The following is a 26,348-nucleotide window of genomic DNA, read 5'->3' as shown; positions in this document are numbered from 1 at the left end:
GACCTTGCTCTCTGCCTAAAATACAGAGCGTTAACTAAAAGCTAAAATACACGCCCGCTACAACATTTGACGCATCGTGAGCTTCCCAATCCGCTTTTGCTATTTGGTATTCAACGAACGTCGTGATATTAGTGGTTACTGCGTAGTCTGCACCCGCAACCCAGTTTGTTGTATCACCGTAATTATTACTGTTGGAGTTATCTATTGATGCGACAGCGTAGGTAGTATAAAGACGCGCTTGCTGAATTTGATATGCAGCGGCTAAACCAAGAGTATTACCTTTTGTACTTTCAGTGGTTTGGAAACTACCGTATTGGGTATTTCCTTCAAACTCAACGTAAGTTGCCGCTAAATAGAGCCCTTTAACGCTAGCAGAAGCCGAAATGCCATATTTCTCTTCTTTTTCACCTAAGTTATTCTCACCTGTAATGAATGAGGCACCCACACTGAACATCTCGTGCTGGTAATCAGCAGAAAGGCCATAAGCGTGGTCGATGTCTTGTTCTTTTACTGTGTAAGCATCGGCAACAAAGGTGATAGCACCAAAGTTCGCTTTACCAACAAAACCATTACCATCTGATTCACGGCTGTTGCCGCCCGCTGAACCCATGTAATTGCCTTCATTACTAATGTCGTCTTTTTCAATCGCATCCGCAGAATTGGCTAAATCACCCACTTCACCAGCGGCCAACCCCCAAAGATCGGTTTTAACACCCACGTACACATCATCAAATGACGCTTCAGAGTTTGTACCTGTGTAATCGGTGCCGCTTTCAATTTCAAAAGACGCGAAGCCAGTTAGGGTTTCAGAGATTTTTTGTTCCGCATCTAATTTGATGTAACCTTTTGCGTTTACTTCTAAATCTGACGATTTGCCATCCTTATCTATCGTTGCCATGAAGGCATCAACACCACCGCTTAATGCGACGCTTGATGTTTCGTTTGATGTTTCGTTTGAATAAATTTCACCAGCAAAAACTGACGTTGTGGTGGCTGCAATCAATGCTGCTAAAACTGTCTTTTTCATTTCAACTACCTTTCTAAGTTTAGGACTCAGTAAGCGATGCGCTTAACGTGAGGCTATTCTGTCCGAAACTGGGGCATTGAAATACAGTAAAAATACTGCAAATAAAACAGTGTTTTCTATATGCGGTATTATTACTGCTTTTGGTATTGTTACTCGTGGTTTCCTTATCAGAACGCTTTTTGAATAATTCACCCAGAATATGGCTTGTTCGTTGACATCATCATGCCACAAGCGATACCGTGTGCTGAACGACATAGAATTTGAGTAACACCTCCCTATGACTGTGCCACTTCCACCTGATTTCGAATCGCTTTTAATCAGCCAAAATCAAACGTTGACCACTTCTCATCCAAAAGACTTCAACGAAACCTTTCTATTGCTAGCGAAACAGGCTTTGGAGTGGTTTAAGATTGATAGGCTCACTCTGTTTCCCAACTCGATGATATTGCTAAATGAAGGCAAAACTGTCTCAGCGGCAAGAGGCCAAACCCCTCATCTCGAGATGAAGCGCTTTGTTGTAGGGAATTACCAAGACTACATGAAATTACTAAGGTCTTTGAAAACATGGCAAACGTTTGATGAGCACGCACTAAAATCCAGCCCTATTTCTCCGCTACAAGCACTACACAAAGAAGGGGCGTATTGGCATGGCATTATTCGGCTAGAGTTATTTGGGCAGGTATGGGGAGCGATGGCGTTTTCTCGCTTCAGTACGGAAGAACCGGAGATCACCGAAAAAGAAATTCGCCGCATAAAATTGCTCTGCGATATGTGGTTAGTCTATTGGCAACATTCCACCATGACTCGCAGTTTGCGAGACGATGAAACCACCCATGCCGACGAAAGTGAAAAGCTTTTATTATTATCTAAAAAGCAAAGTAGTGTTTTAGCTTTACTTGCACAGGGATACACCGCGAAGCAGTGTGCAGAAGCACTATTCTTGAGCCCTCGAACCATCGAATCACACAAGTATCGCATGATTGACCTCTTGAATTTAGACAACCACACAGAGTTAGTGCAATTTGCTCTACGTAATGGTTTAGGGATAAAAGAGAGTTAAGCGGATATCACTTATAATGCCTCCGTTAACAAGCATTTTTGACAGGGTGTCTATCTCAGTATGACGCTATTTCACCACTTTACTCACGTGAGTTCGGAATATTGGGCTTTAACGAAGAAATCATCATCGTTTTTTGAACATGCTCAAGAGCAGAAGAATTTCATTACTAGATATGAGACTAGAGCATGTATAGTACCTAGTATGGATTATTTATAATGAACATTTTATGGCACGCTTAACACACCAAGAACGCGATCGTCGGTTCCAACTATATTGCGACCACATCTTACATTTGTTCCTAACTGAAGGCTGGACAAGTGTCACGTATACTCGCCTAGCAAAAGATCTCAACCTCACCAAAAGCACTCTGCAAGGCTACTTTCCAAGTAATAAGCATTTTTCTGTGGGCGTTAAAGGGAAAATTCTTCCGATCATAGCTAAACAGCTAGACTTTAGCTGTGAAGAAGCACTACTGAGCAGTTGGGTTTCTGGTATTCAAACCAATTTCCCATTTCGTCATGCCGTTCAGTTAATGTTAATTGAAGCACAAAAGGACTCAGCATCCCCCATCGCTATTCAAGGCATTGAAAGGTTTGAACAAACATTAAGCCAGCACTTTCCAGAAGTTCATGAAAAACTTCTTGAACAATTATTGGGTAAGGCGGTGTTAATTCTGTTGGATAGGAACTAATCTAATAGTTCTCCTTCAATTCGATTCTTGTGGAACTGGGCGGTACAATGAAATTTTTAGCTCTAGCTTTATCTTCAATATTTCTTTCAGGCTGCACACAAACAACGATCGAACCCACACTTCCTTCTTTTGGGATCATTGTCGTCGGGCAAGACTCATTTTTTAATGGAGGCCAAACCTTTTCTTGGCACAAGAAATCAGGCAAAGCTTTTATCGGAGATGACGAGCTTGAACGAAAGATTCTATCTACTTATCAAAAAGCTATCGAAGCTGAGCTTACCAGTAAAGGCTATCACTTTGTCGATGATCAATCTTCGGGAATGAAAGTGGCGTTTGGTATTGCAAGAGAGTCCGAACTCAGCGATCAGACTCTTTTTTCTCGTACCCAACTCGATACGGGCATAAACAGTTACGGTGTAGACAACAAAAAAGCCGACGAAAAAGGAACAATTTACATAGCATTTTTCCGAGGGCAATCGAATACACCTCAATGGAAGGTTCTAGCCCAAGGAGGCTATGATCCTGATAGCAATCATGCCGACATTGAAAGCCGCTCAACCAAGCTCATGACTATGTTGCTCAATCGCGTTCCTAAACGTCATTAACTTGGACGTTTAGCTTCCAATTGCTTGATAACCGTTGGCGGCGCGATTTTAGTCAGCTCTTCTAAACACTGGGCCGCTTTACCGTTGTCATATCGAATATACATATCACAGACGGCATAGAGTTGAACCGGATCACCGGATATTTTATACGCTTTTTCAAACGAAGCCGTGGATATATCGACATCAACATTTTCTTGTAAAACGCCATTTAAATACCAGTAATAGCTGTTATCTACCGCCATATCGGCGGCAATTTGAATCTCTTTGGCTGCCTGTTCTTTGTCTTCAAGCCTAACCAACGCCAATGACTTAGAATAATGCAAAGTCGCGTTAGAAGGCGCAACCATCATGGCTTGATTTAACACGTTAATTGCTTGTTTATCCTTCCCTTGCCCACGGTAATTATCAGCAAGATTTAACCAAGCCTGAACATTTTTTTGATCTTCAGATAGCACTTGATGGTACAACTCACTCGCCTTATCCCACTGTTTTTGCCAACGGTAGACATCCGCTAAAAACAGATGGGATGATTGGTCAGGTTGAGCCTTTAAGTACGATTCCAATTCAAGCAACGCACTTTTACTATCACTTTGCTTTGCCTGATCTAATGAAGAATAGTCTCTCACTAAATTCGCGGCAGCGGTAATACGCACGGTATGATCTTCATCGGCCAATAAGGGAGCAACTAAGCGCCAGCGATGCTCCAATTGGTAGGGTTTAGCAGCAACAATTGCCGCTTCACGTATTCGAGCCGACGGGTCTTTTAAACCACGAGCGACCGCCACTAACGCATTTTGACTTGGCGAACTAGACAGCGCCTCTAGCGCTACAACTCGCTCATGTTCTGGTTTATTCATATCTTGAGCAATGTAAGACCATTCTGCCGACGACTTAGGCGCCGCCTGTGGGCTGTTAATGGCAACATTACTTGTGCTTTGTCCGGCAGAGCCAGTATTGCTGACCTCATTGGCATAAAGCGGCGACGAAGCCGATGCTGCAATAACGACAGCCGCAACGACTGAAGCGGTAGATGTTTTCATGGTTAACTCCAAAATCAGGAATGAGAATTGTCGATTATCAGCTCATCAATTCTCAGCAAAAATACCAGAAACGAAAATGTCAGGCCTATGTGCGTGTTAAAATTTGGTTTCGAAAATAGGTCGCTTATTTTGGATTTTACGCATGGCTTCATCACTGAATTTCCCATGCTGCACTGGGTGCCCTGTCGCTCTTAATATGTAAGCTAACGATTTATCTACATGAGTGAAAAACTTCTTCCACCCTGCACATAAGTAGTTCAAACCTGGCTCACCAGAAGAGGTACGAATAAACCTGTTTTTTGGACACTCACCATGACAAGCAAATTGATATTCACACTGCTGACATTGGGTTGTTAACGTTCTTGATTTGGCAAAACCAAAGCTTTGTTGTGTTTTGCTGTAGGCCATTTCATCAATGTTGGTTACATTGATATTGCCAACTTTGTATTCTGGGTAAACGTAATGATCGCAGGTGTATACATCACCATTCGGCTCCATGGCAAGACCTTTACCACACATCTTATTTAACGTGCACAACGGGTTTTCTCGTCCTAGCCATGTTTCCAAGCTGGCTTCAAAGTACTGCACGAACACGTTACCAATGTCATTTTTTGCCCACTCATCAAAAACGGCAATCAAGAAATTACCCCACGCTTGATCAGACACACACCAAGATTCAACCACCGAGTCTTTGTGCCCCGGAATCAATCTTTTATCACCTTGTTTCGGTTGGTCATTCACATGCCATTTTTGTGGCGCAGTGGTGCGAAAGGTTTTCTGCTCAACAATCGGAATGAACTGCATTTGCGGAGACTTAACCACATCTCTTAAAAATCGATAGACCTCAAGAGGGTTCTGGCTGGTGAGGTTATTAACACAAGTTAACGTGGCAAATTTCACTTGATGTTTGTGCAGCAGATCAACCGCCCCCATCACCTGCTTAAACGTGCCTTTACCCGCTTTGTTGGTTCGGTAGGTGTTGTGGAGCAATTCCGGCCCATCAATACTCAATCCAACCAAGAAACCATTGTGCGCTAAAAACTCACACCATTTGTCGTTTAGTAACGTGCCATTGGTTTGTAAATCGTTAGAAATCACAATGCCATCGGGCTGATACTTCTTTTGTAGTTCGACAATTTTTTCGAAATAATCCAAGCCCAGCATAGTCGGCTCGCCACCTTGCCAAGAAAAGATGATCTCAGGGGTCTTTTGCCCTTCAATATACTGGCGAATGTAGGTTTCTAGCGTTTCGTCATCCATGCGTGGGGAGCAGCCTTTTTTGTACTCCAGAAGATCTTGCTTACTCAGGTAATAGCAGTAAGTACAATCAATATTACATGCCGCGCCAATGGGTTTCGCCATCACGTGAAGGCGTTTGGACGCTTTGCCATTGTATTGAGGACCTTGAGTAATATGCATGACGTAATCAACCTATTTCGTTTCGAGAAGGCCATAATAATCGGCCTTGCCTGAATAGGCTTGTTATACCCATTATAACCAATAGGAATAGCCTTACTCGGTACACTGGACGCAATTGAAATAGACCTCAAGGCCAGTTATGCACAATTCCGATGTCTCTACACCTCATATCAATCCAGCGAGAACAAGAACGTTTACCAAACGACGTTTTGTTGCCATCAGCTCTATGACAATCGCGTTGCTCCTCAACGGCTGTGCGACGACTCCATCTCACCCACTAACAAACCAGATCGAGAAAGACATGGTATTGGTTGAAGGTGGCGTATTCGTCATGGGATCTGACTCCACCTCCGCGACAAAAGCTGAGCAACCAGCACGCACCGTTACGGTTGATGGTTTTTACGTATCCAAATTTGAAGTCACTCAGGATATTTTCAACCAAGTCATGGGGCACTCTCTGAGCTATTTTCAAGGTGATGATATTCCAGTGAATAACTTGAGCTGGCAACAAGCTAACTACTTCATTGAACAGCTTAACCAACTAACGGGGCAATCCTACCGCCTGCCAACCGAAGCAGAGTGGGAATTTGCGGCTAAAGGCGGGAATCTAAGTCAAGGCTACCTCTACAGTGGATCAAACAACATTGAAGACGTTGCTTGGTACAGTAACAACGCCAGTAACCAAGCGCACCCTGTCGGCCAAAAACAACCTAACGAGCTAGGGCTGTTCGATATGACGGGGAACGTAGGCGAGTTTGTCATCGATGCTTTTGAAGATACTTATTATCGATTTGGACCAACGGATAATCCCAACAATGCCAAAGACAGTGATATCAACCTATCCCATAAGTCAGTACGAGGCGGTAGTTTTGCTTACGATGCAGACGAGTCAGAGAACTATCGCCGAGATTTTGCGAGCCAGTCCATCATCATGTCCGATATGGGTCTTCGATTAGTACGCGACATCAAATAAGGAATTATCATGACCACATTGAAACTCGCAACGCTTTTTTTGGCCGTTACCTGCGCCTTACCCGTTTCAGCAAACCTAAAGCAACCCGACTTGGTGTTACAAATTACGGTTGATGGGCTGCGCGGAGATTTACTCAATCGATACCAACACAACTTCTCCGATAACGGTTTTCGATACTTAATGGAACAAGGTACGGTGTATTCCAACGCCCACTACCAGCATGGCAATACCGAAACCATAGTGGGTCATGTTTCTCTCGCGACTGGCGCGCCGCCTAGCGTGCACGGAATGGTGGGTAACGTATGGTACGACCGAGTTCAAGAACGTTTGGTCTATAACGTTGAAGACCCCAATTATCACAGTTTGACCGTTGGGGCGGGTGTGGACAAATCAACCGAAATTGACCCAACCCAAAAAGCGGCACAAAAAGATGGCCGCTCACCATTACCTATTTTAAGTTCAACGTTCTCAGACGAGCTCACCGCAGCAACCAATGGGGCGGCCAAAGTCTTTTCAGTATCGATTAAAGACAGAGGCGCTATCTCTCTTGCAGGACAAACTGGCAAAGCATTTTGGTTCTCTAAGTCGCAATCGCAATTTATCACCAGCGACTACTACTATTCATCGTATCCAGAATGGGTAACTCAATGGAATCAAAGTGACTTCGTCGACCAGTATTCAGGAAAGGGTTGGCACTTATCTCTACCATGCGATAAATACACACTGGAAGAAAAAGGGGACGGACACAAAGTCGATTTAGCGGGATTCAAACGTACCTTCCCCCACCCTTATGGCCCTAAATCGTACCCCTATTACGGAACGATGCTGACCTTAAGCCCTGCGGGAGACGAAATCACAGAGGATTTTGCTTCCCATCTGTTAGAACAAGAACAATTGGGGAAAAACGGAACCACTGACTTTTTGGCAGTCAGCTTTTCGTCTAACGATTACGTCGTGCATATGTTCGGGTCGAACAGTTTGGAAACCGAAGATAACTTAATTCGTTTGGATCAAAGTATCGCCAAATTATTGCACAACGTTGATGAACAGGTTGGGCTTGAAAACACACTGATTGTTTTGTCTGCCGATCATGGTGTCCCTGAGTCTGCCGCTGTTGCTAACACGCTCGGATTCAAAAATGCGCAGTACTTTAATAAAGATACATTGCTATCAAAAGGGGTATTACAGCGTCTAGAAAGTGAATTCGGCCTTGGTGAAAACGCCATTCGCTTGTTCGCGCAGCCGTACATTTACCTTAATCACCAAGTCATCAAAGACAAAGGGGTGTCTCTTGCAAACGTACAGAAAGCCGTAGCTGACGAAGTGGCTAAAATTGATGGTGTTTATCAAACAGTAACCAGCAGTGACGTGGCCAACAACCAACTGCCTGATTCTCACCTATCGACCTTGATCAAGAATAACTATCACCCTGCCCGTTCCGGCGACGTGTATGTGGTCTTTAATCCACGAAGCTACATTAACGATATGGATGGATTAACTATCGCGTCAACTCATGGTTCACCATGGCGTTACGATACCCATGTACCGGTGATTTTTGCAGGTTATGGCATAGAAAATCAGAAAATAGATCGACAAATCACGCCCTATGACATCGCACCAACGTTATCCAATATTCTAGGGATCACCCAACCTAGCGGCGCGATTGGCGAAGTACTTACAGAAGTTACAATGAAGGACAAATAAGCGCTGATTATAGCTGGCATGCTATACCACAGCAGCGAGTCGGTACTTGCCTCAGGATCAGGCGAGTACCGCTATTCTTTAACGTTTACTATCGAGCCGATGATCAAAGTGAGTAATCAAACACAACGATATCTTCAAGTATCGGCCTGAACAGCGATTTTAACTTATCGTGCTCCGGGTGCGGTAGGTAGCGAGTTCTTCCCGCTTCGTCGGCGAAGGTCATCACAACAGCATGGGTATAGCCCTTGTTTTTTCCTTCAGGGCTGTCGTTCTCTCCCCACTCTACCGAATCGACACCGTTAATCTTGCTTGGCATAGATTCAAAACTCGCTTTAAGCTGTTCGATTTCATCTTGGGTTGCTGAAGCTTTAAAGGTGATGAATAAAATGTGTCTGATCATATTATACCGTTCTAAAAATAAGTATTGTTAATTAACACGTTACATAAACCTCATGCGAATTACTAACCCGCGCGAGGTGCGAACATAATGATGGCCATACCGAGCATAGCGACCGACACACCAAGAAGATCCCAATGAGTTGGTTTGATGCCATCCACCAGCCATAACCATAAAATCGCGACAAAGATATATACTCCGCCATACGCGGCATACACTCGACCTGCAGCAGCAGGATGAAGAGAAAGCAGCCAAGCAAATAACCCTAATGCAAAAGCCGCAGGCACAAGTAACCACGCAGAGTGGCCTTGTTTTAACCAGAGATAAGGCAAGTAACATCCTACAATCTCAGCTATGGCCGTTATAAAAAACAACCCTATCGTTTTCAGTTCTAACACGTTGACTCCAATCATTAAACCGAATCGTTTCTGCCTTACATTGAGCAAAAATCGGCAGCCTGATTATTACATTAAACCCAACGTCATTCTATCCACGGTACTTCCGAATGGTAAATCATTGCTATTACCGGTTTCGATAACAGGCTCACTTTGAACCATTAACGATTTAAGACAGCAGTAAACAGAACTGGCTATGCCATTAGAGCTTTAAGCTGACGTGTTAGCGAAGTGATATTCAAAAAAGATCGCTTCGTTCCCCTCTTCCAACCGTTCAACAAAACCGAGCTTTTTGAGTAGGCGAGCAGAGGCAACATTCTGAGGGTCAACGCCACCAATGAGTTTGTTCCAAGATTCGTTTTGCGTGCTGTGCTCGATAAAAGCACTCAACAATTCACTAGCGAACCCCTGACCCCAGCATTCTTCGGCCAGTAAATACCCAATATGAACATCATCGTTGCTCTCTACATACGCAAAAACGAAACCAATTACCTCGCTAGACCTCAACTCAACAACAAACAAACGGCTTTCCGTCAACATTTGCTTTAACCACTGCTGTGCTTGCGCCTTGGAATGGATGTTGTGAAAATAAGGCGGTAAATTTTCGACCACTGAAGGCGTCAAAATTTCGCAAATTCGCTCTAATAAGGGTTCGTTTTCATACACAGAGCCATCGGCTAATGCCTGCTTTACCTTCAATCGCGTGCTTTCAAATACGGTTTTCATCTCAGTCTCCAATAAAGAGCAACAGAAACACGTGTCTAGCAATAGTCGTAGAACGACTTCCGAACAAAGCCACTATTTCCAGCCCTGTGACCACTGCCTTTCATTTTTCAGATCGCGCCAGTCTATCGAATAAGTGTTTTTCGACAGGACGGCTTCTAACAAACAGGATGTGACCAAGCCGTCTTCATCAAACGTCATTTTTGATATCAAAAAGTGTTTTTCACGATTCGTCGGTGTAATCGCCGTCCATTTGCTATTGAGCAACTTCGCTGGGTTAATTCTATTCATCTTGGTTCCTTTCACATTAAATACAGTGCTTGTCCCTATATAAACGAAAAAGGTAACGAATAAGATCAACGCTAAGTCACATTTATTCGTACAAACGGCCCTGATGTTTTAACCAACCATGAGCATATCTGTTTCCTGGATCCCTATGAGTCCAGTGGATCACGCCGCCTTTCTTATTCCATTCATACTCACCATAAAATTGAACCGTATCGCCAACATTTAAATTCGATACTCTTGGCGCTAAATCAATATTATGGGCAACCAGTAGTGTTTGCTGATTATTGAGCTTTAGTAGAAATTTCTGATGTCTCGAGCCTTTGTTGTCGTCAGGTAAAATACGAACCACTTTCCCCTGCCCTTGAACCTGAAGGTCGCTTTGTTGATTTTCAAATGCTTGCTTAAGCTGGTGATCACTCGCCTGTGCACTAAAAGAAATAATGCTGAATACAGCCACCAATAAAGCTATAAATCGTTTCATGTACCTTATATCCTCTGTTATGTGTATGTTGACCACTAGTGATCGTTGCCTGCGTAGACCCACATGGGTTCTGTTTTCCCTGCTCGTTCAAAGCCTAATGCTCTGTAAAACTCGACGGATTCACCGTCGGCAGTAAGCATTTGTTGATGAAAGTTTTTATACTTACTTTGCATCAGCTCCATCATCTTGCGGCCAACCCCTAAACCTTGGAAATTAGGGTCCACAAGTAGGTGCGGGTAGTAAACAACTAAACAACCATCAGAGATTGCATTACCTATTCCGATAAGTTTGCCTCCTTTTCGCGCGGTGACTAACGTGTCTGAGTTTAATAGCGCAGGTATCAATTTCTCTGGAATTTCCGCAGATGACCACTCGTTGGCTCGGTATAAGCGAATCACTTCTACTTCGTCTATTTCTTTGCTGATTTGTACTAAAACGTCCATATTTGCTATCCGTTGCAAAAATCGATGTTTATTGTTCGATTTCTAAGATTGAATCCATGATGATTAGCAAGTTATCTCTCGCCGACTTCTCCCGAACACGGGCCTTTAGTGTTATCAGATGAATACGCTAGTGAGCCATCAAAATGTTAATCCGAGCGCAAACAGCGCTTGTTCACACTGAGCTGAACTTTCAAACTGTATTGCGAACATGCCTTGCGCTTGGGCACCGGCAACGTTATTCGGCATATCATCGATAAATACGGTTTCGTCGGCCTTTATTTGCTGTTGCTCTACCAAAGCTTGATAGATCTCCGGTTGGGGTTTCAACAAGCCCAAATCAGCAGACACAGTAGAGCCATCAAACAATGGCCAGAATGAGTACGTTGATTGCAAATAGGCGACAATTTCAGTCACGTTATCAGTTAAAGCAAAGACTTGATAACCCGCTCGTTTTACTCGCTTAAGCAATTCTACAGAGCCGTAAATCAATATTTGGCTTTGCTTGACGTAATAGAACAGCTTTTCGCACTCAAGTTCAGTTAACGCTAGGTGTTGCTGATATTGTTGTTTCGCTTCCGACTCGGTTAGCAATCCTTTGTTTAGATCGAGCCAAATGTCACTTTGAAATATCGACGCAGCTAACTCGTCGGAATACCGTTCTTCACCAAAAGTGAGCTTGGTGATTTCCATCGGCGCCCAGCGCACCATCACGTTTCCTATATCAAAGACGACGTTTTTCACACTCTTGGTACCCATATCTGCCGTTCTCCTTTCTGCGTTTTAATGAGTTCATCTAAACGAATGACTGACGTCCAATTTAACCTTGCCTGTTTTGCCATTCACAGCGTAGCATTCCGTATTTCACCGAATCGTAATATTTGCCTTGATGGTAACGCACCTTACGCAACCGAGCTTCTTGCTTAAACCCGAGTTTTTCTGCGCACGCCATCATGCGCGGGTTTCCAGACCAAGTGGTTACCCCCACTCGTTCAATTTCCAATCGAGAAAACAAGTGATCAATCCATAACGGCAAGGCTTCAGATGCCAGTCCTTGTCCCCAAAAATCAGCATCGTAGATAATGACGCCCATTTCGAGCCATCGGGTAGACTCACACTCCCAATAAAAACTCACCGTTCCCACTGGTTTATCATTAACGGTAATCAGCTGAATATCAGTACCATCGCGTAAACGTGGAAATGTCGTATTAGAAAATATCTCTAGCGATGGCGTGGTGTAGGGAAAGTAAGGCCCGTTAAATTGAGTCCATTCGTCATTGCTCGTCACCAAGCGGTAAATCGCATCGAGTTCGTTAGATTTTGCTTCGCGAATCGCTATATTTCTTTGCATTCTTGTATTTCCTCACCCACAAACGAATTACCTATTTTCGAGAGCCACTGATGATAATGCTAAATCGAACTTAGCTTAAAAGTTGGCGTAACTTACTTTGATCAAGCTTTCCCGCTTTGTCTCTCGCCACAAAATAAGGCAACTGCCAACGTTGGGTTCGTTTACCTGATTCAGAAAACACCTTCGTCCCATCTAGGCCTCTATCTGCGCTCCAAGGCGGGAACACTCGAATGCCCGTTTTCCCTTTGCGCTTACTGGAAGAGACAATGCCTTTTGCCACCAGCACATCAACAGGAAAAACGAACAAGCCCTGTGTTGGTTCAATATCGCTTTGAGGCGAAAGGCTCACGTGGCTTTGAACCTCAACAACCAGAAAATCGAGATCCGATTGCTCAAGAGGAATGGGCTTTGTCTCTAGAGACGGTAATGACGGGCGTTGCCATATGGCTAAAAACGCACCCGGCCTATCCTCCGTGACCTTGCCTCTACGATACGAAATTCTCTGATGGTTGAGAGAAAAATTCACCGCGTGATACTTTGCGCTCTCGGGAACAAGATCAAGTCCGACAGGCGTGGTTAACTCATATCCGTTTGCGACAAACTCTTGGTTTAACCAAGTCATGATCGCAGCGCTGTAGTCAGTTCCTTTCACAATTATCCTTATGACCCGTTTTTATGGTTCACTTTATGATCGGCGAATGCCCCACCATTGAAGTTAATACCCAGCGAAGGGTTTTCTTTAATTAAGTTAACCAAAGGCAAGAATAACGGACTAGGCAGTGCGTCCAACGCACACCATTTCCATTGTTTGCATTTATCGGGTTCCGTGACTTTCGGCTCTCCATCGTCACATTCCCCTAATACAAATAGCGTCACGTAATGTTTTTGTTCGTTTTCAAAGATGTCATTGGTAAAGCCGATCTTCGTCACCTTTTCCACAACGAGCCCGGTCTCTTCAAAAGCTTCACGACGAGCGCATTGTTCAATGCTCTCACCCAATTCTAGGTGCCCGCCCGGTGTCGCCCACGTGTTTGCCCCGTGAGATCCCATACGCTCACCTAACAATATGTGACCGTCTCGAACGATGACCGTTGCCACACCTACTCTTACCTTATTACTCACGCGATACCTCTAAAAAACCCTATTAAAACAACATGATATTATCAATCGTACCTTCAGAGAACACTCAAAACTGCCAACTTAATTAGGCAATAATTTCAGTGACTACCTCTGTTTTCACTGAATTCGCGATAAAACAGTTTTCGTGAGACAGATGATGCATTTTTTCAAGTTGTTTGGTGGTGGGAATATGCTCGCCAGAAAATACAACATTCGGCCTCAAGGTCACCTTTGTTACCGACGTTTTGCCTCGGCTGTCTTCTTCCATGATCCCCACGGCATCGTCTGTGTAGCTATCGATGATGTATCGGCGTTTTGCTGCAATCGACAAAAACACCAACATATGACAACTTGATAACGATGCAATAAAGGCTTCTTCAGGATCAACATTCGCCTCGACTGAATAAGGCAATGGAACAACACTAGGGGAAGAGGAAGCCGGTACGGTCACCCCTCCATCAAACTCCCACGTATGGCCGCGACTGTATTGATTGTCACTAAAGATCTCATCGTTACCTCGAGACCAACGAATAGTGGCCGTATATTCAGACATCCTTTTCTCCTTATTCTATGGTGTAATGACAACTATGCACGTTAAGCTTTATTAATGTTGTCGCCTATTTCGCTAACCACTTCGGTCAGTTTTCTTTGTTCTTGTTGATTGAAAGTAACATAACCGATCGGGATTGGGCTGTTTAATTCCGCAATGATCTTTTCAGCGCTTTCAACACCAAACCCGCCACACAATTCAATCACTTGAACCTCTTGTTCAATCAAGCTTTTCGCCGCTACGATGGCTTGCTCATCACTGCAAACACCCACCACTTGTGTTGAAAAGCCCAACGTATTCATTTCGGTGTTGTCTCTGGGATGCTGGTAGTGCTCGGCCTTTACAATAAATCCATAACGTTTAATCATAATCAATGTCCCTCTGTTGAAGCCGCTAAACCGTTTGCGTTTCCCATCGAAAATACGGACGTTCGCCATCCATACGATCAATTTTTGCACCGATTGTTTTGTAAAAATCATGAACTCGAACGTTCAGTGGGCTCGCCGTCCAAGAGATATGAGAAGCTGAAGTGTGTTGGGCCTGCGCCATGAGTGCCTTCATTAACACAGCGCCACAACCTTTTGATCTTTCTTGCCCAAGAACCAAAAGATCATCGAGCCAAATCGACGCTTCTCCAGAAAACGAAGAGTATCGAAAATGATAGAGTGCAAAGCCAATCGCTTTATTGTCGGACTCTAAAAGTAACGCGTGGGCAAATGGGGATTGACCAAACAAAGTACGTTCGATCTTTTCAATATTGGTGGTGATTTCGCCCTGAAACCCTTTCATGTTGCGATCAAACTCTGCCTTGAGTTCAATAAAACTTAACAGCGTTTTTGAGTCTTGAATTGCAGCGTGTCTTACTTTCATTGAATCCTCCTTGATCCATCATGAGTTAATTTCTAAATCCAAAAGTCGCTGGCGTGTGAACAATAAACACCGCCCGTGGCTCTGAATGTTACCTCGCCTTAAGTCAATGTACATCTATTTAAGTTGTTGTTTGTTATGTAATCTGCTTCTTCGGATACGGAAACGCCCAAAGTTATTAGCCTTGGGCGTTTCTTCTAGCAAACGGGGTTACGACAAACCGAGCTTTATAATGTCATGTGCAGAATTGGAAAGGGTTTACCCATATCATCTAGGGGCGAACGCGAAGCGACTGTAAAACCCATATTCTGGTAGAAACCAACAGCCTGTGGGTTTTGTTCATTGACGTCTACTTTGGTTACACCTAGCTGCTCTATTGCGTACTGCAGTAAGTGTTTACCAATGCCTTGTCCTCTTGCTTCGTTTAAGATGAAGAGCATTTCAACTTTTGAATCATGGATCCCTACGAAACCTACAATTGAGCCGCTATCATTTTTTATGCACCTCAACGTAACAGCAGGAAAAGCCTGTTCGATGATAATTGGTTTAAAAAACGCAATATCTTCTTCTGTAATGAAGTCATGAGTTGCTCGGACTGAATTTTCCCAAACAATAAGCATTTCGGCATAATTTTCAGGAAGCACATTTTCTACAATCATTGTATTTTCTCTAAAGTTGACTGAAATTCATGTGCAGCCGCGTGCAAGTATTTTAGCCCTTAGAGGTATAAATTGTCCATACTTCCCCGTAATCATTGAGCCCTTCATTACAGGGACACACACCAAATAGTATGACCATATGGCTTACTTTACGTCGGCAGTACTCCAATTTTTTACACCCAACTTTCTCTAACTAGCACAATTGCTATCTTATTAAAAAACTAGTTGGAATAACTCATGACGACGGCAAGAAAACAGCTCATCTGCGTTGACGCAACACCCTACTATCACTGTGTTTCAAGGTGCGTGAGACAAAGCTTTCTATGTGGCAAAGATATCACGACTAAAAAGAGCTACGAGCACCGCAGGGAATGGATTGAACACAAAATTCAATCACTTACACACACTTATTGTATTGATGTGTGCGCGTACGCTGTGATGAGCAATCACTACCACCTTGTATTACACATCAACCGTGACAAGGCTCTTAGGTTATCCGTTGATCAAGTCATTGAGCGCTGGAGCCATGAACATAAGCTGCCGGTACTGATTCAGCGTTGGCTACAAAAAGAGTTAAAGAGCCAAGCCGAAGAAGATAAATGTTTAGAAATCATTGAAGTATGGCGAGAGAGGCTTTGGTCATTAAGTTGGTTCATGAAAGAACTCAATTACGATATCGCCTGTAAAGCAAATCAGGAAGACCAGTGCTCTGGCCATTTTTGGGAAAGTCGCTTCAAAAGCCAGGCGCTACTTGATGAAAAAGCCCTAGCCGCTGCGATGGCATATGTAGACCTTAATCCCATTCGTGCTGGCATCGCTAAGTCCCCTGAGAAATCAGATTTCACCTCAATAAACGCAAGACTGAAGGCGCTAAATGACAATCAGGAAACCGCGCCTTGTTTGCACCCATTCATTGGCAACCCAACCAACAAACGGTTAGACGGGATCCCCTTTAGGCTAATGGATTACATTGAATTAGTAGACTGGACTGCAAGACAATTTAGAGAAGGTAAAACATCCATCTCTGATAGCTTACCCCCCATTATTGAAAGACTTAACTTCAACCAAAAAAGTTGGTTAGAGGTATGTACCACACTCGAGAGAAAACGCTCTACGGCTATAGGCGCACCTTGCAACATTCAAAACGCCAAAGTTGCCCTCAATAAATCACGGATTCATTGTTATCAACTCGAATAGATGGCATCTCTGCTTCAGCTAAAAACCCGCCGCTAGAACCCACTAAAACGGAACACACCAAATAGCACATGAACTCATTGTTTCGCCGTTATGTACGTGCTGACGTTAATGTTTCTACAGCTAACTTTCCTAAAGCATTCGCTGCTAAAGGACTTGCACCGGTAATTAACAAACGGTCGCGACACACAGTCTTATCAGCTTTACTATTCGCCAACACAACGCCAAGCCCTTTTAGCCTCTCACTTAGCCCCCAAGGCATCTTACCCGGCAAGTAGCCAATTATAGGGGTTTGAGCATCTACTGAATCTGGAAAAACCGCCATCTTATAACCCCGATATAAAAACTCAGAGCCACTCGTGTGGGTAGATAACAAAGCAGCAGGACCATGACAAATGGAAATGGTAAAAACACCGTTGTTATGCGCCCAATTTAGAACAGTACCTACAAGTTGATCATCAGGTAGACCTAACATTGCACCATGCCCGCCGGGAACAAACACCGCTGCATAATCTTCCGTGTTCAGCCCATTGGTAACCAAATCATTCAGATTTATTGGATTTTCAAACTGTTCTTTATATTCTGTATAAATAGAGTTTACAGACTCATCTTTCTTGGGAAATGCCCACATCTCGAGGATGGCAGGCTTACCGCTAGGCGTCGATACCTCAAACTCATAGCCAGCATTTTTGAGATGTAACATGGGTACTAACGTTTCCACAGGATGATTGCCTGTTGAAAACAGCTTTCCATTTTTCATTTCCATATTCTTTTGCTCAGTCGCTAAGACTAAGATTTTTCGCTTTGAGCCACCGACAGGGCTGTATACAATTTCTTGGTAATCTGTCTTTTCAGCTGTCGCTAGCTTCAAAGCTACCTTTGACGGAGAATATGAACCATCCAACTCAAGCTTTGGAGCTAGCCCCAACAAATTCCTTAACATAATTCCGCATCCATTCAATGTGTTGATAGCTAGATATTAGTCCAAAGTAGATGACAATGTTTGATCATCGACTATCCGCCTTTCACTTCCAACACGGACACACACCAAAAGTTGGAAATCTACGTCCTCCTGACCACAATATTTCGTGTGTGTCCCGTTAATTACGTTTACGTTAATTATTCGAAATAGCAGACTTAGATGTCATAATCCGAAACTTAGTCTACAACAAACAACTTAGCGCCGATTATCGTAGACGAACGATGAGCCTCTGCGTTGTCAGCAACTTGATAACTCATGCCGGGTTTTAGAACGAATTCTCGACCATCCTCTAACTCGGTAGTTAATTCCCCCGACAGACAAAGCAATATATGCCCTTTCGAACACCAATGATCTGCGAGATAGTTTTCCGAATACTCAACCATACGGACTCGAATCTGGCCAAATTTCTTAGTTCGCCAATATGCCATACCCGTTTCACCAGTATGCTCGGTAACCTCAACTTCACTCCAGTCTGTAATTCCGAAAGGTAGATTTTCAATATCCATATTAATTTCCTCCATAATTTTACTTCGCTACTAACGCATAGCACCTGCAATAAAATGTGCCCCACAGAATTAGTGAGGCACATTGAAACACTCACCACTACTCAATTTGGACACACCAGAAATCGGAAGTCTACGTCCACTTAGCCAAAATATTCATGTGGGCTCTGTTATTGTTTTATTTTTATACTCTTAATTGTTCAGAATTGACTGCGAAGGTCGAAAGACCAATTCGCTATTTAGCATTTTCTTAATCTATCACTCTCACTCTTATCACTTCTAACCTTTCAATCAGTGCGTCAGCCATCAATGTCAATTTATCTGGCTGTTGTCTAGAATAAGTTTTCAGTGTTGCTAATACATCACGTCTTAGCTTTTCTAATTGCCCTCTCTCATCGCCGGTATGATCTGTGAACACCATGCCTTCCAACTCATTCAACCATTTGTTAAAAGACTCTGGAGTTTGAGAGAGCAAAAGTAAAGTATTGTGAGGCTCAGCTTTTAACGCAACCAACAACAAGGGCGAAACGTCTCCAGAAATAGCTCCGTCTCTACGCTTCCAAATCTCCACCAAAGAAAAAAGTGTAGGAACTATTTCCGAAGCTTCTTTTTTTTCAAGATTTGATTCTATAGACTGATAATTTTCTATCATCCAATTATGCAAAATATTGGTTTCTGGGGTTTTAGCATACACTTGCAGCGAACAAAAAACAGACATCGTAAGAATTATTAGAATCCTTATCATTGTTGCTCCTCCAGTTGATTGGATATAACTATGGTGATTTTTTTATAGTTTACAATTTCAGAAAATATTTCTTTCAAAGCAGACTTACTATTACCAACATAATATTGAGATTTGGCAACACTCCCCCATATTTTACCAGGCATTAGACAGCCAAGAGTGTCTTTGTGATAATTTCCAGCATGGATAAGAATGAATGTCCTACCTGGCACATTTTGTAATTCATATACGTTGGGATACTTCGGTGAGCTATAAGGTAATAAACGATATGAGCCTGCTTTGATTCTTTTGTCAGAATTCTCGGTTATAGAGTCTGGTCCTGCGGGTTCCAGTACAAACCAACTTTTACTTACTCCTTCAATAGTCAACTTGCCTAACGTCGTCTCTCCCATTTGTTTTGTACGGTTTAGATTTAATTTAACTTCATCTAGTTTTTTCATTGCTCTTGTCCTTGCCATCAAATCAATGAAGTTAACAGAACAGTGCTATTACAGCAGATTCGCTTCATTGTTAATAGAGGCATCGCTAACTTAAATGAAATTGATTATTCTGTTTTTTACACCAGTTTTAGTTAACTGATATAAAAAGCATATACAGGGTCTGACCATTCTAATTCCCCCTCACTACAGCTAGCAAATTGAGGGCCTAACACGGACACACACCAAATAGCAGAACTAAAGCTGATGAACTACTGATTCCTATCTCTAATAGTAACTTTCTTTTAGGAGTGTTATTTCGTGAGTGTCCCGTTAGTAACTTGCCAAAACATGATGGGGCTTCAAAAAGTACACAATAACTAGAATCAACGAGGACACACACCAAAAATCGGAAGTCTACGTGCACTTAACCAATATATTTCGTGTGTGTCCTGTTGATACTGCTTAGCCAAAATATTTCGAGTGTGTCCCGTTAGTAGTAGGGCGCAATCAAGCTCAACATCAGTAAGAGCGACCCAAACAGTTAAATTCCACCAACGATCCCGCCTTTCTTGTTTGGGCCTTAAACTAGGCTTATTATTGCCAATTTCTTCACCATCAAAATCCCCCCCACTCTTGGTGCCAACCTGTACCGTTTTCTCCAGATTTCTTGTGAAAAATTTTTGAGCGCCAAAGAGCTAAATCGCCTCCAATTAAAGACTGTAGCTGTGGGATCAAAGCTGAATCTGTGATCAACTCTTTAATTTCCGTCGATACTAAATGCCAATCCCGGACAGAATAACGACCATACAGGGGATGAGGCTCTGGGCTTTGAGCTATCTCCCTAACCTCCATTAAAACATCTTGAATTAATTCGACATTTACGAACCTCGGTAATCGCCCTAAATAGCCATCTCGGTGAAAACGCTTGATTTGCTCTCTCGTCAATCCTTTACTCTTTTCCATTGATTAGCTTCCTGCCCTATGATGTTAAATAAAGAGCGTCCAACCTACAGCCTTTATCGAATGGCCTAAAATTATTAATTTATAATTTATATTTAGAGAAAAGCTTTGGTTCCCGCTAAATGAGTTTATAACGACTTGAAGTATTATTTCCAAATGGCACTAGCCTAATTACTCCACTAACCTAAAGCCTATTTAACAATTACTTGCCTTAAACAATGTGCTAACTCTTAGTTGCTTAAGCGTACACTTATTCACAGAGCTCCAAGTTAACAAGCATAAAGGGGAGTTGATTCCAATCGCCACTGAAATGTTCGCGTGATGATTTCAAGCCCTGCAATCATGACTCCTTTCGACACTCTCACCAAAATATTTGGTGTGTGTCCCGTTAGTAGCTCAATTCAAGCCCTTTTTCTACATCTGGGACATGAACAAGAACCGCTGATGGAATCATAATTTTCTCCAACCACATAACAGTCTTTATAACGCAGGTTTCTACTAAACGTAAACTTAGCCTTTCAGGTCTAGAACACCTTTCCAGAGATAACTACCGTGTCTACTTAAATACCAAGATATTTCGCGTGTGTCCCGTTAAGATTCCGTCGATAGATAAATGACCGTCATCGATATAGCGGATGAGCTTCGGCCATTGGCCAAGCGTATATTTTATTGCTTTACCCAGCGGGCTAGAGCCTATCACTTTCTGAGTTGTCATCCATTCGTAAAACTCATCCAGTATTGGTTTGGCGTATATCTGCCGTTCTGCTTTTCGTTTTTCGGCAGAGATGCCTTTCAAGCGTGATTCTATTCCATAGAGCTTCTGGATTTTAGCCAGTGCTTTATCCGCTTTGCCTGACTTGCCTTTTCCTTGAAGCTTCTTAGCATCCATGAACTTACGCCGTGCATGCGCCAAGCAGCCGACATTGGTCACGTGGTGAAGACCGTCATAGGCACCATAGCCATCGGTTTGCAGATAACCACTATAATCCCCTAAAAAGGCAGCAGGGCACGCCCTCGCGCGACTGTTTTGATAGTCGTACAAGGCGATGTTTTTCATATTGGGGAGTGCGGCATCTGGCGAGTCTGCGCCCGAGCAGTAGAGCCACATGTAACACTGTTTATCTTCCTTGAGCACATTGAGCGGCGTTTCATCCGCCTGAACCACCACTTGTTCTAGTAGGTGCCTTTTCAGGGCAGCATACAGCGGTACGAACTTCTCACTGACTTGGATAATCCACCTTGCCATGGTGGTTCGTGATAGTTCGATACCCGATTGGGTAAACAGCGACTCTTGCCGATACAGCGGCATTGCGTATTGGTATTTGCCAAGGATGATATTGGCAAGCAAGCTTTCTGTCGCGAAGCTCTTAGAGATAATGCTTTGCGGCGCTGGCTTTTGAACGATGCGGTTATTGTCCTCTGTTTGCTCGCACTGGCGGCAAGCATACTTAGGACGAACATATTCCAGCACTTTGAGTACCGCTGGTGAGAACTCCAGCTTTTCACTGCGGTCTTCACCGATTTTATGCAGGCTCTGCTTGCAGCAAGCGCATTGCTTTTCATGGTCGTCTAAATCGAGTTCGATAATCTCACGAGGTAAGGTCTTTGGAAGTGGCTTACGTTTACCACGTTTCTTCGTTGTGGTAGTGGTCGTCACCTCAACCTCTTCTTCTTTAGCGGCTTCACATTCCACTTCGTTGAAGAGGTCACCTTGAGATTCATCGTAAGGCTTTAACGCCTCCGAACGTTTCGCGAATTGGCGGTCGAAGGCAAGTTTGAGTTGCTCAAGTAGCGATTGGCGCTCTTGTTTCCACTCGCTTTTCTCTGACATCAGTGCTTTCACCATCGCTTGTAGCTCGGCAACACTTTGACTTTCTGGATTGATATCTGGCGTTTTTTTCATGACATTTATTATACTAAAATCATGTCGTTAACGCTTGGTGGATAAGGCTTTATTATCGCTTAAGTCATTGTGAAATCGTTTATTCGAACGGGTTTATGGCCGATAATCGTGAAGCCAGAAAGCAGTCTATCAAGCTCGAATTGCGTCAGGGTAAACACTTCATTTTTCTCTTTTGTAGGCCACTTGTACTTGGCTTTTTCGAGTCGTTTATACCAAAGGGCGAAGCCTGTTTTATCCCAATACAATACTTTGATTTTGTCGCGCTGTTTGTTGGTAAACAAGAACAGTGCGCCACTCCCCAAAGGCAAATCGGTGTCACTTTCGATAATCGCCGCGAGGCCGTTGATGGACTTTCTAAAATCGACGCTTTCACGATAGAGGTAAATCTCAGGAGCGCTCAGCATACGTTTCATGATAGCGCACCGATAAGCTCTGCCAGATAGGCCGCAGGCGTGCCTTGAGGAATATTCAGCTCAACATCATTGACGAGAAGTGTCATGTTGGCCGTTGCAATTTGAGCCTGATACTTCGTTGTCTTTTCGACGACTTCAGCTCTCACAAATCCGACGGTTGCTGATTGGGCTACCGTTTGAAGCTGACGGCGTTTTGCGAAGAACGTGGATAAACTCAGTCCGTGCTGCTCGCAGAAAACGCGTTGAGTCATATTGCTGCTTTCATACTGTTGAAAAAGAGCCTGCCATTCCTGGTTAGAGCGTCGCTTTGCCATTTCAAATCTCCTTTTGGTTAGAGACTTGATCTTAATATTCGTGCTTGGCGATTAGAATGTGGGGTTTATGAGGCGCTTACCATGCATTGCAGGGACACACACCAAATAGTGCAGGCTTACCACTAGGCGTCGATATCTCAAATTCATAGCCTGAGTTTTTAAGATGCAACATCTGTACTAGAGTTTCAATAGTATGGTTGCCTATTGAAAACAGCTTTCCATTTTTCATTTCCATATTCTTTTGCTCAGTCGCTAAGACTAAGATTTTTCGTTTTGAGTCACCAATCTCGACCAATCTTTTCGGGGATCTATTCCGTGTGTGTCCCGTTAGTAACTCAAAGAAACCTAGAATGCTAAATGTAGCAAATCGTGTTATGCATTGATTATAAGTGTCCTAACCTATTTGGGTAAAGTAGCCAATACAGAAATAATTAATGAATATAGAGAATTACCAGCAACCCCATACAAGGTATTATTTGCAAATTCCTTTAAACTTAATGCTTTGTGGCTGTCTGTAATATGACACCTAACTTCCTCTTCAATTTTTTCACTCGCAATTACTGAAATATTTTCTGTAGCGTTAACTTCTAATAAGGTTAATAAACTTTGAGGTAAATCCTCATATGTGGAAAGCTGAGATGAAAGATGATTTTGTGATTTAGTTAAACTGTTACATATTGATCGTTGAAGCTCTATCATTTGTTCTTCTAACGTGCCAACTCTAGATTTATAATTATCATTCTCACATTGGTATAGCAACAAAAGTCTTTCATTTTGTCTTAATTCCATAGCTGCCATTTCTAATTTCATTTGTAACCTTTCGATGTCCAATTTAGATTCTAATACATCGGTCGGTTTTTTATCCCCTACAATAACCAAACCAAATTCATGTAATGATTTCTCTATTTTTTCAACATCGCCTGATGGGGTTTCAACAAGTAAACAAACCATATTATCACTCTGTTCGATACTTACCTTTGCTTCTATCCCAGAAAATTTCTGATGAAGAAAATCATTAAAATAAGAAAGTATAGCTAAACCGGCACTTGCTTGATGAGCTTCAAAAGTAATAGATTTGAAGAGCTTAACCACATCAAAACCATCACTTTCAATATTTTTATCTATCGGTAGCTCTGGTAAACCCGTTAATATTATTGTTACTTCTATTGCATCTAGCACATTAGGATCTAATGATGTACCGATAACCACCGTTGCTGAATCAGAAGCAAAATTTTTGACTGCATTTCCTACAGCTTCAAACTCATCTAGACGCATATCTAAACCAGCCGTTATATTAATTAGGTAACCTTTAGCTTTAGCTTTAGATAATTCATAATGTTGTAACGCAGGTGAATCTAATAATTTTGCAACAGCTACTTCTGCTCTTTTCTCCCCTTCTTGAAGTGAGTAGCCAACTGTACTTAGTCCCATTTTAGTTAAGATTTGTCTAACATCCGAAAAATCCACATTAATCATTCCTGGGCGAGATATTAAATTAACCAATCCTTTTATTACTGCATAAAAATGATTGTTGGCGTCTTGAAATAAGTCATCAATACCATTTAAAGAATTTGTCTTTAAATTTGAATCTAAAAACCTATCATTCTCTATACATAACAAGGAATCTGTATATTTGGATAAAGACAAATATGCTTGTTGTGACTTTAATTTTTTACTTCTACCTTCAAATGAAAATGGAAATGAAAATAACCCAACACATAAAATACCAAGTTCCTTAGCAATTCTTGCTATATGTTGAGGTACTAGGCTTCCAGTTTCCCCTCCCAAACCTGCAACCAGAAAAACAACGTCTTTACCTGAAAGCTTATCCCTTATAATTTTTTCCATAAAATGAATATGTTCATCCAACAGTATTAAGTCATGCTTAATATTTGAATAGCGATTTAATACTTCTGATGAGGTATGAACATAAAGCTTATCAATTACACCTAAAGTATCCTGGCTATTGACGTATTTCATATTATTAACAATTTTACAGCCAACACTACCGACACCTACAATTGTTCCTAATAATTCATCCATTTCCATCATAGGTTCAAACATTTCACTTCTCACTACGTTAAGAGTTAATTTAAAGGGTGATTATAACGCCAGCCATAAGAAGTGCCCCACTAAACCAGCAAAGAGCACAGAACTTCATACCAAAACCTACGGTAAATTATAAGCTATAGCCACAGGCTTTAAGCTCAAGGTTTACGTCATTTTTCCACGCACCAGCTTGATCCATTGAAACATACACAACGCCACTAATATCATTAGGTGTTTCTATTTGCCCCTTAACTAAAGCACAAACATTCTTTCGCCCAAGCTTAGCCATTAGGTAACCATGCTCGAAAACAACATTTTGTCTTGCACGATCCCGGGCTGGTACAGTTGTTTCGAAAGCTCCGCGTCCTTTATCACAAGGGGTATATATTACGATTGCAAAATCCGCTTCACCTGCATAGTGCTCAATTTTTTCAATTATTGTCATCCCGCTACTTGCTTGTTCGTGCAATATGATAGCTTCAAAACCGATAGTTTCTATATGTCTTGCTGCTTCTTGCTTAACTTCATTGTCACGCCCATGAACAATAAATACCTTGTTTTTCTTTGGTGCTTGAGGAGCAGAGAACATCGGACTTGCTGATACTACATGTTGCGGAGGGACACTCTGTTGAGCTGGTGATTGTTGACTGGCTAATTGTGTACCAAATTCCAAATGACTCATTAGATCTGCAAACTCTTTATCAAGAAATGCCCGACGCTCTAAATAAGTGCCAAATTTGGGCTGGATAAAGTCCCAAAACGAATCTAAATCACGAGCAAGCTTTAACCAGCTAGGCAAGTGTGATGACAGCGTATTGTTACTTAAAAGCTCGTGCCTCAACTGTTGGTATTCACTGTTTGATGATTCTTTACCAGTTGCCCTTGATTTTAACAATGCACATAGGTAGTTCACTTTTTCTGCATTGCTGGTTAAAAATTCAATACTCATTTAAATTCCTGAATATGTAAAAGATAATCTAACTTTTAGTTTTGTATAACATTGTTTAGCAGCAAACTATCCGCCTTTCCCCCTTTCCAAAGGCGCAAAGCGGCAACTAGCCGGCTAACAGCCACTAACCA

The 26,348-nt window shown here is 42.5% G+C and carries 33 protein-coding genes and 1 pseudogene; 6 read left to right on the top strand and 28 right to left on the bottom strand.

What is annotated here, in order from left to right; genetic code table 11:
• Nucleotides 1-34: 34 nt before the first annotated feature.
• The gene (locus VTAP4600_RS23275; protein ID WP_102525087.1) at nt 35-1,027 is read right to left on the bottom strand and encodes a porin; all 993 of its coding nucleotides are present in this window, start codon (nt 1,025-1,027) and stop codon (nt 35-37) included.
• A gap of 277 nt (nt 1,028-1,304) precedes the next feature.
• On the opposite strand from VTAP4600_RS23275, the gene VTAP4600_RS23270 reads away from it, so the two are divergent.
• The 3 genes from VTAP4600_RS23270 (at nt 1,305) to VTAP4600_RS23260 (ending at nt 3,383) form a co-directional block, all read left to right on the top strand.
• Nucleotides 1,305-2,087: a helix-turn-helix transcriptional regulator gene (locus tag VTAP4600_RS23270; protein WP_102525086.1), complete on the top strand. Its 783-nt coding sequence runs from the start codon at nt 1,305-1,307 to the stop codon at nt 2,085-2,087.
• Nucleotides 2,088-2,313: 226 nt separating this feature from the next.
• Nucleotides 2,314-2,778 (top strand): hypothetical protein, encoded by a 465-nt coding sequence (locus tag VTAP4600_RS23265; RefSeq protein WP_102525085.1) that lies wholly within the window; start codon nt 2,314-2,316, stop codon nt 2,776-2,778.
• Between the two features lie 47 nt (nt 2,779-2,825).
• Nucleotides 2,826-3,383 carry a DUF4136 domain-containing protein gene (locus VTAP4600_RS23260; protein WP_145958610.1) on the top strand — a complete coding sequence of 186 codons (558 nt, stop codon included), beginning with the start codon at nt 2,826-2,828 and terminating at the stop codon, nt 3,381-3,383.
• Here the strand turns inward: VTAP4600_RS23260 and VTAP4600_RS23255 are convergent.
• Nucleotides 3,380-4,423 carry a tetratricopeptide repeat protein gene (locus VTAP4600_RS23255; protein ID WP_102525083.1) on the bottom strand — a complete coding sequence of 348 codons (1,044 nt, stop codon included), beginning with the start codon at nt 4,421-4,423 and terminating at the stop codon, nt 3,380-3,382. The genes VTAP4600_RS23260 and VTAP4600_RS23255 overlap by 4 nt on opposite strands.
• Before the next feature lie 96 nt (nt 4,424-4,519).
• A complete protein-coding gene (locus VTAP4600_RS23250) occupies nt 4,520-5,842 on the bottom strand; it encodes an anaerobic sulfatase maturase (protein ID WP_102525082.1) in 1,323 nt (440 codons plus the stop codon).
• A gap of 226 nt (nt 5,843-6,068) precedes the next feature.
• Here VTAP4600_RS23250 and VTAP4600_RS23245 point away from each other — a divergent pair, with 226 nt between their 5' ends.
• Both VTAP4600_RS23245 and VTAP4600_RS23240 read left to right on the top strand, forming a co-directional pair.
• Complete coding sequence (locus VTAP4600_RS23245; protein WP_231898012.1) at nt 6,069-6,815, top strand: formylglycine-generating enzyme family protein; 747 nt, start codon at nt 6,069-6,071, stop codon at nt 6,813-6,815.
• A 9-nt stretch (nt 6,816-6,824) separates the two neighbouring features.
• The gene (locus tag VTAP4600_RS23240; RefSeq protein WP_102525080.1) at nt 6,825-8,519 is read left to right on the top strand and encodes an alkaline phosphatase family protein; all 1,695 of its coding nucleotides are present in this window, start codon (nt 6,825-6,827) and stop codon (nt 8,517-8,519) included.
• Nucleotides 8,520-8,622: 103 nt separating this feature from the next.
• On the opposite strand, the gene VTAP4600_RS23235 is transcribed toward VTAP4600_RS23240, so the two are convergent.
• The 14 genes from VTAP4600_RS23235 to VTAP4600_RS23170 form a co-directional block, all read right to left on the bottom strand.
• Nucleotides 8,623-8,919, bottom strand: a complete 297-nt coding sequence (locus tag VTAP4600_RS23235) for a Dabb family protein (RefSeq protein WP_102525079.1) — start codon at nt 8,917-8,919, stop codon at nt 8,623-8,625.
• Nucleotides 8,920-8,981: 62 nt separating this feature from the next.
• Nucleotides 8,982-9,314, bottom strand: a complete 333-nt coding sequence (locus VTAP4600_RS23230) for a YnfA family protein (protein WP_102525514.1) — start codon at nt 9,312-9,314, stop codon at nt 8,982-8,984.
• A gap of 207 nt (nt 9,315-9,521) precedes the next feature.
• Nucleotides 9,522-10,037: a GNAT family N-acetyltransferase gene (locus VTAP4600_RS23225; protein ID WP_102525078.1), complete on the bottom strand. Its 516-nt coding sequence runs from the start codon at nt 10,035-10,037 to the stop codon at nt 9,522-9,524.
• 72 nt (nt 10,038-10,109) lie between these two features.
• Nucleotides 10,110-10,325, bottom strand: a complete 216-nt coding sequence (locus tag VTAP4600_RS23220) for a TIGR02450 family Trp-rich protein (protein WP_102525077.1) — start codon at nt 10,323-10,325, stop codon at nt 10,110-10,112.
• An 82-nt stretch (nt 10,326-10,407) separates the two neighbouring features.
• Nucleotides 10,408-10,803, bottom strand: coding sequence for a DUF3465 domain-containing protein (locus VTAP4600_RS23215; protein WP_102525513.1), 396 nt, complete (start codon nt 10,801-10,803; stop codon nt 10,408-10,410).
• Between the two features lie 35 nt (nt 10,804-10,838).
• On the bottom strand, nt 10,839-11,246 hold the full coding sequence (locus VTAP4600_RS23210) for a GNAT family N-acetyltransferase (RefSeq protein ID WP_102525076.1): 408 nt from the start codon (nt 11,244-11,246) through the stop codon (nt 10,839-10,841).
• A 138-nt stretch (nt 11,247-11,384) separates the two neighbouring features.
• Nucleotides 11,385-12,002, bottom strand: coding sequence for an HAD family hydrolase (locus VTAP4600_RS23205; protein WP_102525075.1), 618 nt, complete (start codon nt 12,000-12,002; stop codon nt 11,385-11,387).
• A gap of 61 nt (nt 12,003-12,063) precedes the next feature.
• The gene (locus tag VTAP4600_RS23200) at nt 12,064-12,594 is read right to left on the bottom strand and encodes a GNAT family N-acetyltransferase (RefSeq protein WP_102525074.1); all 531 of its coding nucleotides are present in this window, start codon (nt 12,592-12,594) and stop codon (nt 12,064-12,066) included.
• 70 nt (nt 12,595-12,664) lie between these two features.
• Nucleotides 12,665-13,246 carry a MepB family protein gene (locus VTAP4600_RS23195; RefSeq protein ID WP_197708679.1) on the bottom strand — a complete coding sequence of 194 codons (582 nt, stop codon included), beginning with the start codon at nt 13,244-13,246 and terminating at the stop codon, nt 12,665-12,667.
• An 8-nt stretch (nt 13,247-13,254) separates the two neighbouring features.
• A complete protein-coding gene (locus VTAP4600_RS23190) occupies nt 13,255-13,716 on the bottom strand; it encodes a nucleotide triphosphate diphosphatase NUDT15 (RefSeq protein WP_102525073.1) in 462 nt (153 codons plus the stop codon).
• An 82-nt stretch (nt 13,717-13,798) separates the two neighbouring features.
• Nucleotides 13,799-14,266 (bottom strand): OsmC family protein, encoded by a 468-nt coding sequence (locus tag VTAP4600_RS23185; RefSeq protein ID WP_102525072.1) that lies wholly within the window; start codon nt 14,264-14,266, stop codon nt 13,799-13,801.
• A gap of 41 nt (nt 14,267-14,307) precedes the next feature.
• Entirely contained in the window at nt 14,308-14,631 is a 324-nt protein-coding gene (locus tag VTAP4600_RS23180) for a DUF6506 family protein (RefSeq protein ID WP_102525071.1), read from the bottom strand.
• A gap of 25 nt (nt 14,632-14,656) precedes the next feature.
• Nucleotides 14,657-15,133, bottom strand: coding sequence for a GNAT family N-acetyltransferase (locus VTAP4600_RS23175; protein WP_102525070.1), 477 nt, complete (start codon nt 15,131-15,133; stop codon nt 14,657-14,659).
• Nucleotides 15,134-15,357: 224 nt separating this feature from the next.
• Entirely contained in the window at nt 15,358-15,789 is a 432-nt protein-coding gene (locus VTAP4600_RS23170) for a GNAT family N-acetyltransferase (protein ID WP_102525069.1), read from the bottom strand.
• Nucleotides 15,790-16,026: 237 nt separating this feature from the next.
• On the opposite strand from VTAP4600_RS23170, the gene VTAP4600_RS23165 reads away from it, so the two are divergent.
• Nucleotides 16,027-16,986 (top strand): transposase, encoded by a 960-nt coding sequence (locus VTAP4600_RS23165; RefSeq protein ID WP_172443213.1) that lies wholly within the window; start codon nt 16,027-16,029, stop codon nt 16,984-16,986.
• An 88-nt stretch (nt 16,987-17,074) separates the two neighbouring features.
• On the opposite strand, the gene hchA is transcribed toward VTAP4600_RS23165, so the two are convergent.
• The 11 genes and pseudogenes from hchA to VTAP4600_RS23105 all read right to left on the bottom strand — a co-directional run bounded on the left by hchA (nt 17,075) and on the right by VTAP4600_RS23105 (nt 26,217).
• Nucleotides 17,075-17,926 (bottom strand): glyoxalase III HchA, encoded by an 852-nt coding sequence (gene hchA / locus VTAP4600_RS23160; RefSeq protein WP_102525068.1) that lies wholly within the window; start codon nt 17,924-17,926, stop codon nt 17,075-17,077.
• Nucleotides 17,927-18,141: 215 nt separating this feature from the next.
• Nucleotides 18,142-18,471, bottom strand: coding sequence for a DHCW motif cupin fold protein (locus tag VTAP4600_RS23155; protein WP_102525067.1), 330 nt, complete (start codon nt 18,469-18,471; stop codon nt 18,142-18,144).
• Nucleotides 18,472-18,718: 247 nt separating this feature from the next.
• The gene (locus VTAP4600_RS23150) at nt 18,719-19,213 is read right to left on the bottom strand and encodes a hypothetical protein (RefSeq protein ID WP_145958609.1); all 495 of its coding nucleotides are present in this window, start codon (nt 19,211-19,213) and stop codon (nt 18,719-18,721) included.
• Nucleotides 19,210-19,650 carry a DUF5675 family protein gene (locus tag VTAP4600_RS23145; RefSeq protein ID WP_231897941.1) on the bottom strand — a complete coding sequence of 147 codons (441 nt, stop codon included), beginning with the start codon at nt 19,648-19,650 and terminating at the stop codon, nt 19,210-19,212. Before VTAP4600_RS23145 ends, VTAP4600_RS23150 begins: the two co-directional genes overlap by 4 nt.
• A 594-nt stretch (nt 19,651-20,244) precedes the next feature.
• Nucleotides 20,245-20,592 carry a phytanoyl-CoA dioxygenase family protein gene (locus VTAP4600_RS23140; protein ID WP_197708678.1) on the bottom strand — a complete coding sequence of 116 codons (348 nt, stop codon included), beginning with the start codon at nt 20,590-20,592 and terminating at the stop codon, nt 20,245-20,247.
• Nucleotides 20,593-21,190: 598 nt separating this feature from the next.
• Nucleotides 21,191-22,492, bottom strand: a pseudogene (gene tnpC / locus VTAP4600_RS23130) (IS66 family transposase); the annotation flags it as partial.
• Between the two features lie 59 nt (nt 22,493-22,551).
• Nucleotides 22,552-22,905, bottom strand: coding sequence for an IS66 family insertion sequence element accessory protein TnpB (tnpB, locus tag VTAP4600_RS23125; protein WP_102525064.1), 354 nt, complete (start codon nt 22,903-22,905; stop codon nt 22,552-22,554).
• Entirely contained in the window at nt 22,902-23,219 is a 318-nt protein-coding gene (gene tnpA, locus VTAP4600_RS23120) for an IS66 family insertion sequence element accessory protein TnpA (protein ID WP_102523388.1), read from the bottom strand. The genes tnpB and tnpA overlap by 4 nt, the downstream gene beginning before the upstream one ends.
• Nucleotides 23,220-23,295: 76 nt before the next feature.
• A complete protein-coding gene (locus VTAP4600_RS23115; RefSeq protein ID WP_197708677.1) occupies nt 23,296-23,448 on the bottom strand; it encodes a hypothetical protein in 153 nt (50 codons plus the stop codon).
• Nucleotides 23,449-23,618: 170 nt separating this feature from the next.
• On the bottom strand, nt 23,619-25,283 hold the full coding sequence (locus VTAP4600_RS23110) for a cell division protein FtsZ (protein WP_102525063.1): 1,665 nt from the start codon (nt 25,281-25,283) through the stop codon (nt 23,619-23,621).
• Nucleotides 25,284-25,398: 115 nt separating this feature from the next.
• Nucleotides 25,399-26,217, bottom strand: a complete 819-nt coding sequence (locus VTAP4600_RS23105) for a TIR domain-containing protein (protein WP_102525062.1) — start codon at nt 26,215-26,217, stop codon at nt 25,399-25,401.
• Between the last annotated feature and the right edge of the window lie 131 nt (nt 26,218-26,348).

The organism is Vibrio tapetis subsp. tapetis (assembly GCF_900233005.1).
Lineage (GTDB): Bacteria > Pseudomonadota > Gammaproteobacteria > Enterobacterales > Vibrionaceae > Vibrio > Vibrio tapetis.
The sequence above is the reverse complement of the archived record's forward strand: the minus strand, read 5'-3'. Positions and strand labels throughout refer to the sequence as shown.

Coding starts and splice junctions, on each gene's coding strand:
- VTAP4600_RS23250 (WP_102525082.1), bottom strand. CDS start 5,842: ATGCATATTACTCAAGGTCCTCAATACAATGGCAAAGCGTCCAAACGC.
- VTAP4600_RS23275 (WP_102525087.1), bottom strand. CDS start 1,027: ATGAAAAAGACAGTTTTAGCAGCATTGATTGCAGCCACCACAACGTCA.
- VTAP4600_RS23165 (WP_172443213.1), top strand. CDS start 16,027: ATGACGACGGCAAGAAAACAGCTCATCTGCGTTGACGCAACACCCTAC.
- VTAP4600_RS23155 (WP_102525067.1), bottom strand. CDS start 18,471: ATGGATATTGAAAATCTACCTTTCGGAATTACAGACTGGAGTGAAGTT.
- VTAP4600_RS23220 (WP_102525077.1), bottom strand. CDS start 10,325: ATGAATAGAATTAACCCAGCGAAGTTGCTCAATAGCAAATGGACGGCG.
- VTAP4600_RS23175 (WP_102525070.1), bottom strand. CDS start 15,133: ATGAAAGTAAGACACGCTGCAATTCAAGACTCAAAAACGCTGTTAAGT.
- VTAP4600_RS23205 (WP_102525075.1), bottom strand. CDS start 12,002: ATGGGTACCAAGAGTGTGAAAAACGTCGTCTTTGATATAGGAAACGTG.
- VTAP4600_RS23255 (WP_102525083.1), bottom strand. CDS start 4,423: ATGAAAACATCTACCGCTTCAGTCGTTGCGGCTGTCGTTATTGCAGCA.
- VTAP4600_RS23170 (WP_102525069.1), bottom strand. CDS start 15,789: ATGATTGTAGAAAATGTGCTTCCTGAAAATTATGCCGAAATGCTTATT.
- VTAP4600_RS23200 (WP_102525074.1), bottom strand. CDS start 12,594: ATGCAAAGAAATATAGCGATTCGCGAAGCAAAATCTAACGAACTCGAT.
- VTAP4600_RS23225 (WP_102525078.1), bottom strand. CDS start 10,037: ATGAAAACCGTATTTGAAAGCACGCGATTGAAGGTAAAGCAGGCATTA.
- hchA (WP_102525068.1), bottom strand. CDS start 17,926: ATGTTAAGGAATTTGTTGGGGCTAGCTCCAAAGCTTGAGTTGGATGGT.
- VTAP4600_RS23215 (WP_102525513.1), bottom strand. CDS start 10,803: ATGAAACGATTTATAGCTTTATTGGTGGCTGTATTCAGCATTATTTCT.
- VTAP4600_RS23235 (WP_102525079.1), bottom strand. CDS start 8,919: ATGATCAGACACATTTTATTCATCACCTTTAAAGCTTCAGCAACCCAA.
- VTAP4600_RS23145 (WP_231897941.1), bottom strand. CDS start 19,650: ATGAAAAAACTAGATGAAGTTAAATTAAATCTAAACCGTACAAAACAA.
- VTAP4600_RS23110 (WP_102525063.1), bottom strand. CDS start 25,283: ATGTTTGAACCTATGATGGAAATGGATGAATTATTAGGAACAATTGTA.
- tnpA (WP_102523388.1), bottom strand. CDS start 23,219: ATGGCAAAGCGACGCTCTAACCAGGAATGGCAGGCTCTTTTTCAACAG.
- VTAP4600_RS23210 (WP_102525076.1), bottom strand. CDS start 11,246: ATGGACGTTTTAGTACAAATCAGCAAAGAAATAGACGAAGTAGAAGTG.
- VTAP4600_RS23245 (WP_231898012.1), top strand. CDS start 6,069: ATGACAATCGCGTTGCTCCTCAACGGCTGTGCGACGACTCCATCTCAC.
- VTAP4600_RS23265 (WP_102525085.1), top strand. CDS start 2,314: ATGGCACGCTTAACACACCAAGAACGCGATCGTCGGTTCCAACTATAT.
- VTAP4600_RS23140 (WP_197708678.1), bottom strand. CDS start 20,592: ATGGAAAAGAGTAAAGGATTGACGAGAGAGCAAATCAAGCGTTTTCAC.
- tnpB (WP_102525064.1), bottom strand. CDS start 22,905: ATGAAACGTATGCTGAGCGCTCCTGAGATTTACCTCTATCGTGAAAGC.
- VTAP4600_RS23185 (WP_102525072.1), bottom strand. CDS start 14,266: ATGTCTGAATATACGGCCACTATTCGTTGGTCTCGAGGTAACGATGAG.
- VTAP4600_RS23260 (WP_145958610.1), top strand. CDS start 2,826: ATGAAATTTTTAGCTCTAGCTTTATCTTCAATATTTCTTTCAGGCTGC.
- VTAP4600_RS23115 (WP_197708677.1), bottom strand. CDS start 23,448: ATGAAAAATGGAAAGCTGTTTTCAATAGGCAACCATACTATTGAAACT.
- VTAP4600_RS23150 (WP_145958609.1), bottom strand. CDS start 19,213: ATGATAAGGATTCTAATAATTCTTACGATGTCTGTTTTTTGTTCGCTG.
- VTAP4600_RS23180 (WP_102525071.1), bottom strand. CDS start 14,631: ATGATTAAACGTTATGGATTTATTGTAAAGGCCGAGCACTACCAGCAT.
- VTAP4600_RS23270 (WP_102525086.1), top strand. CDS start 1,305: ATGACTGTGCCACTTCCACCTGATTTCGAATCGCTTTTAATCAGCCAA.
- VTAP4600_RS23105 (WP_102525062.1), bottom strand. CDS start 26,217: ATGAGTATTGAATTTTTAACCAGCAATGCAGAAAAAGTGAACTACCTA.
- VTAP4600_RS23240 (WP_102525080.1), top strand. CDS start 6,825: ATGACCACATTGAAACTCGCAACGCTTTTTTTGGCCGTTACCTGCGCC.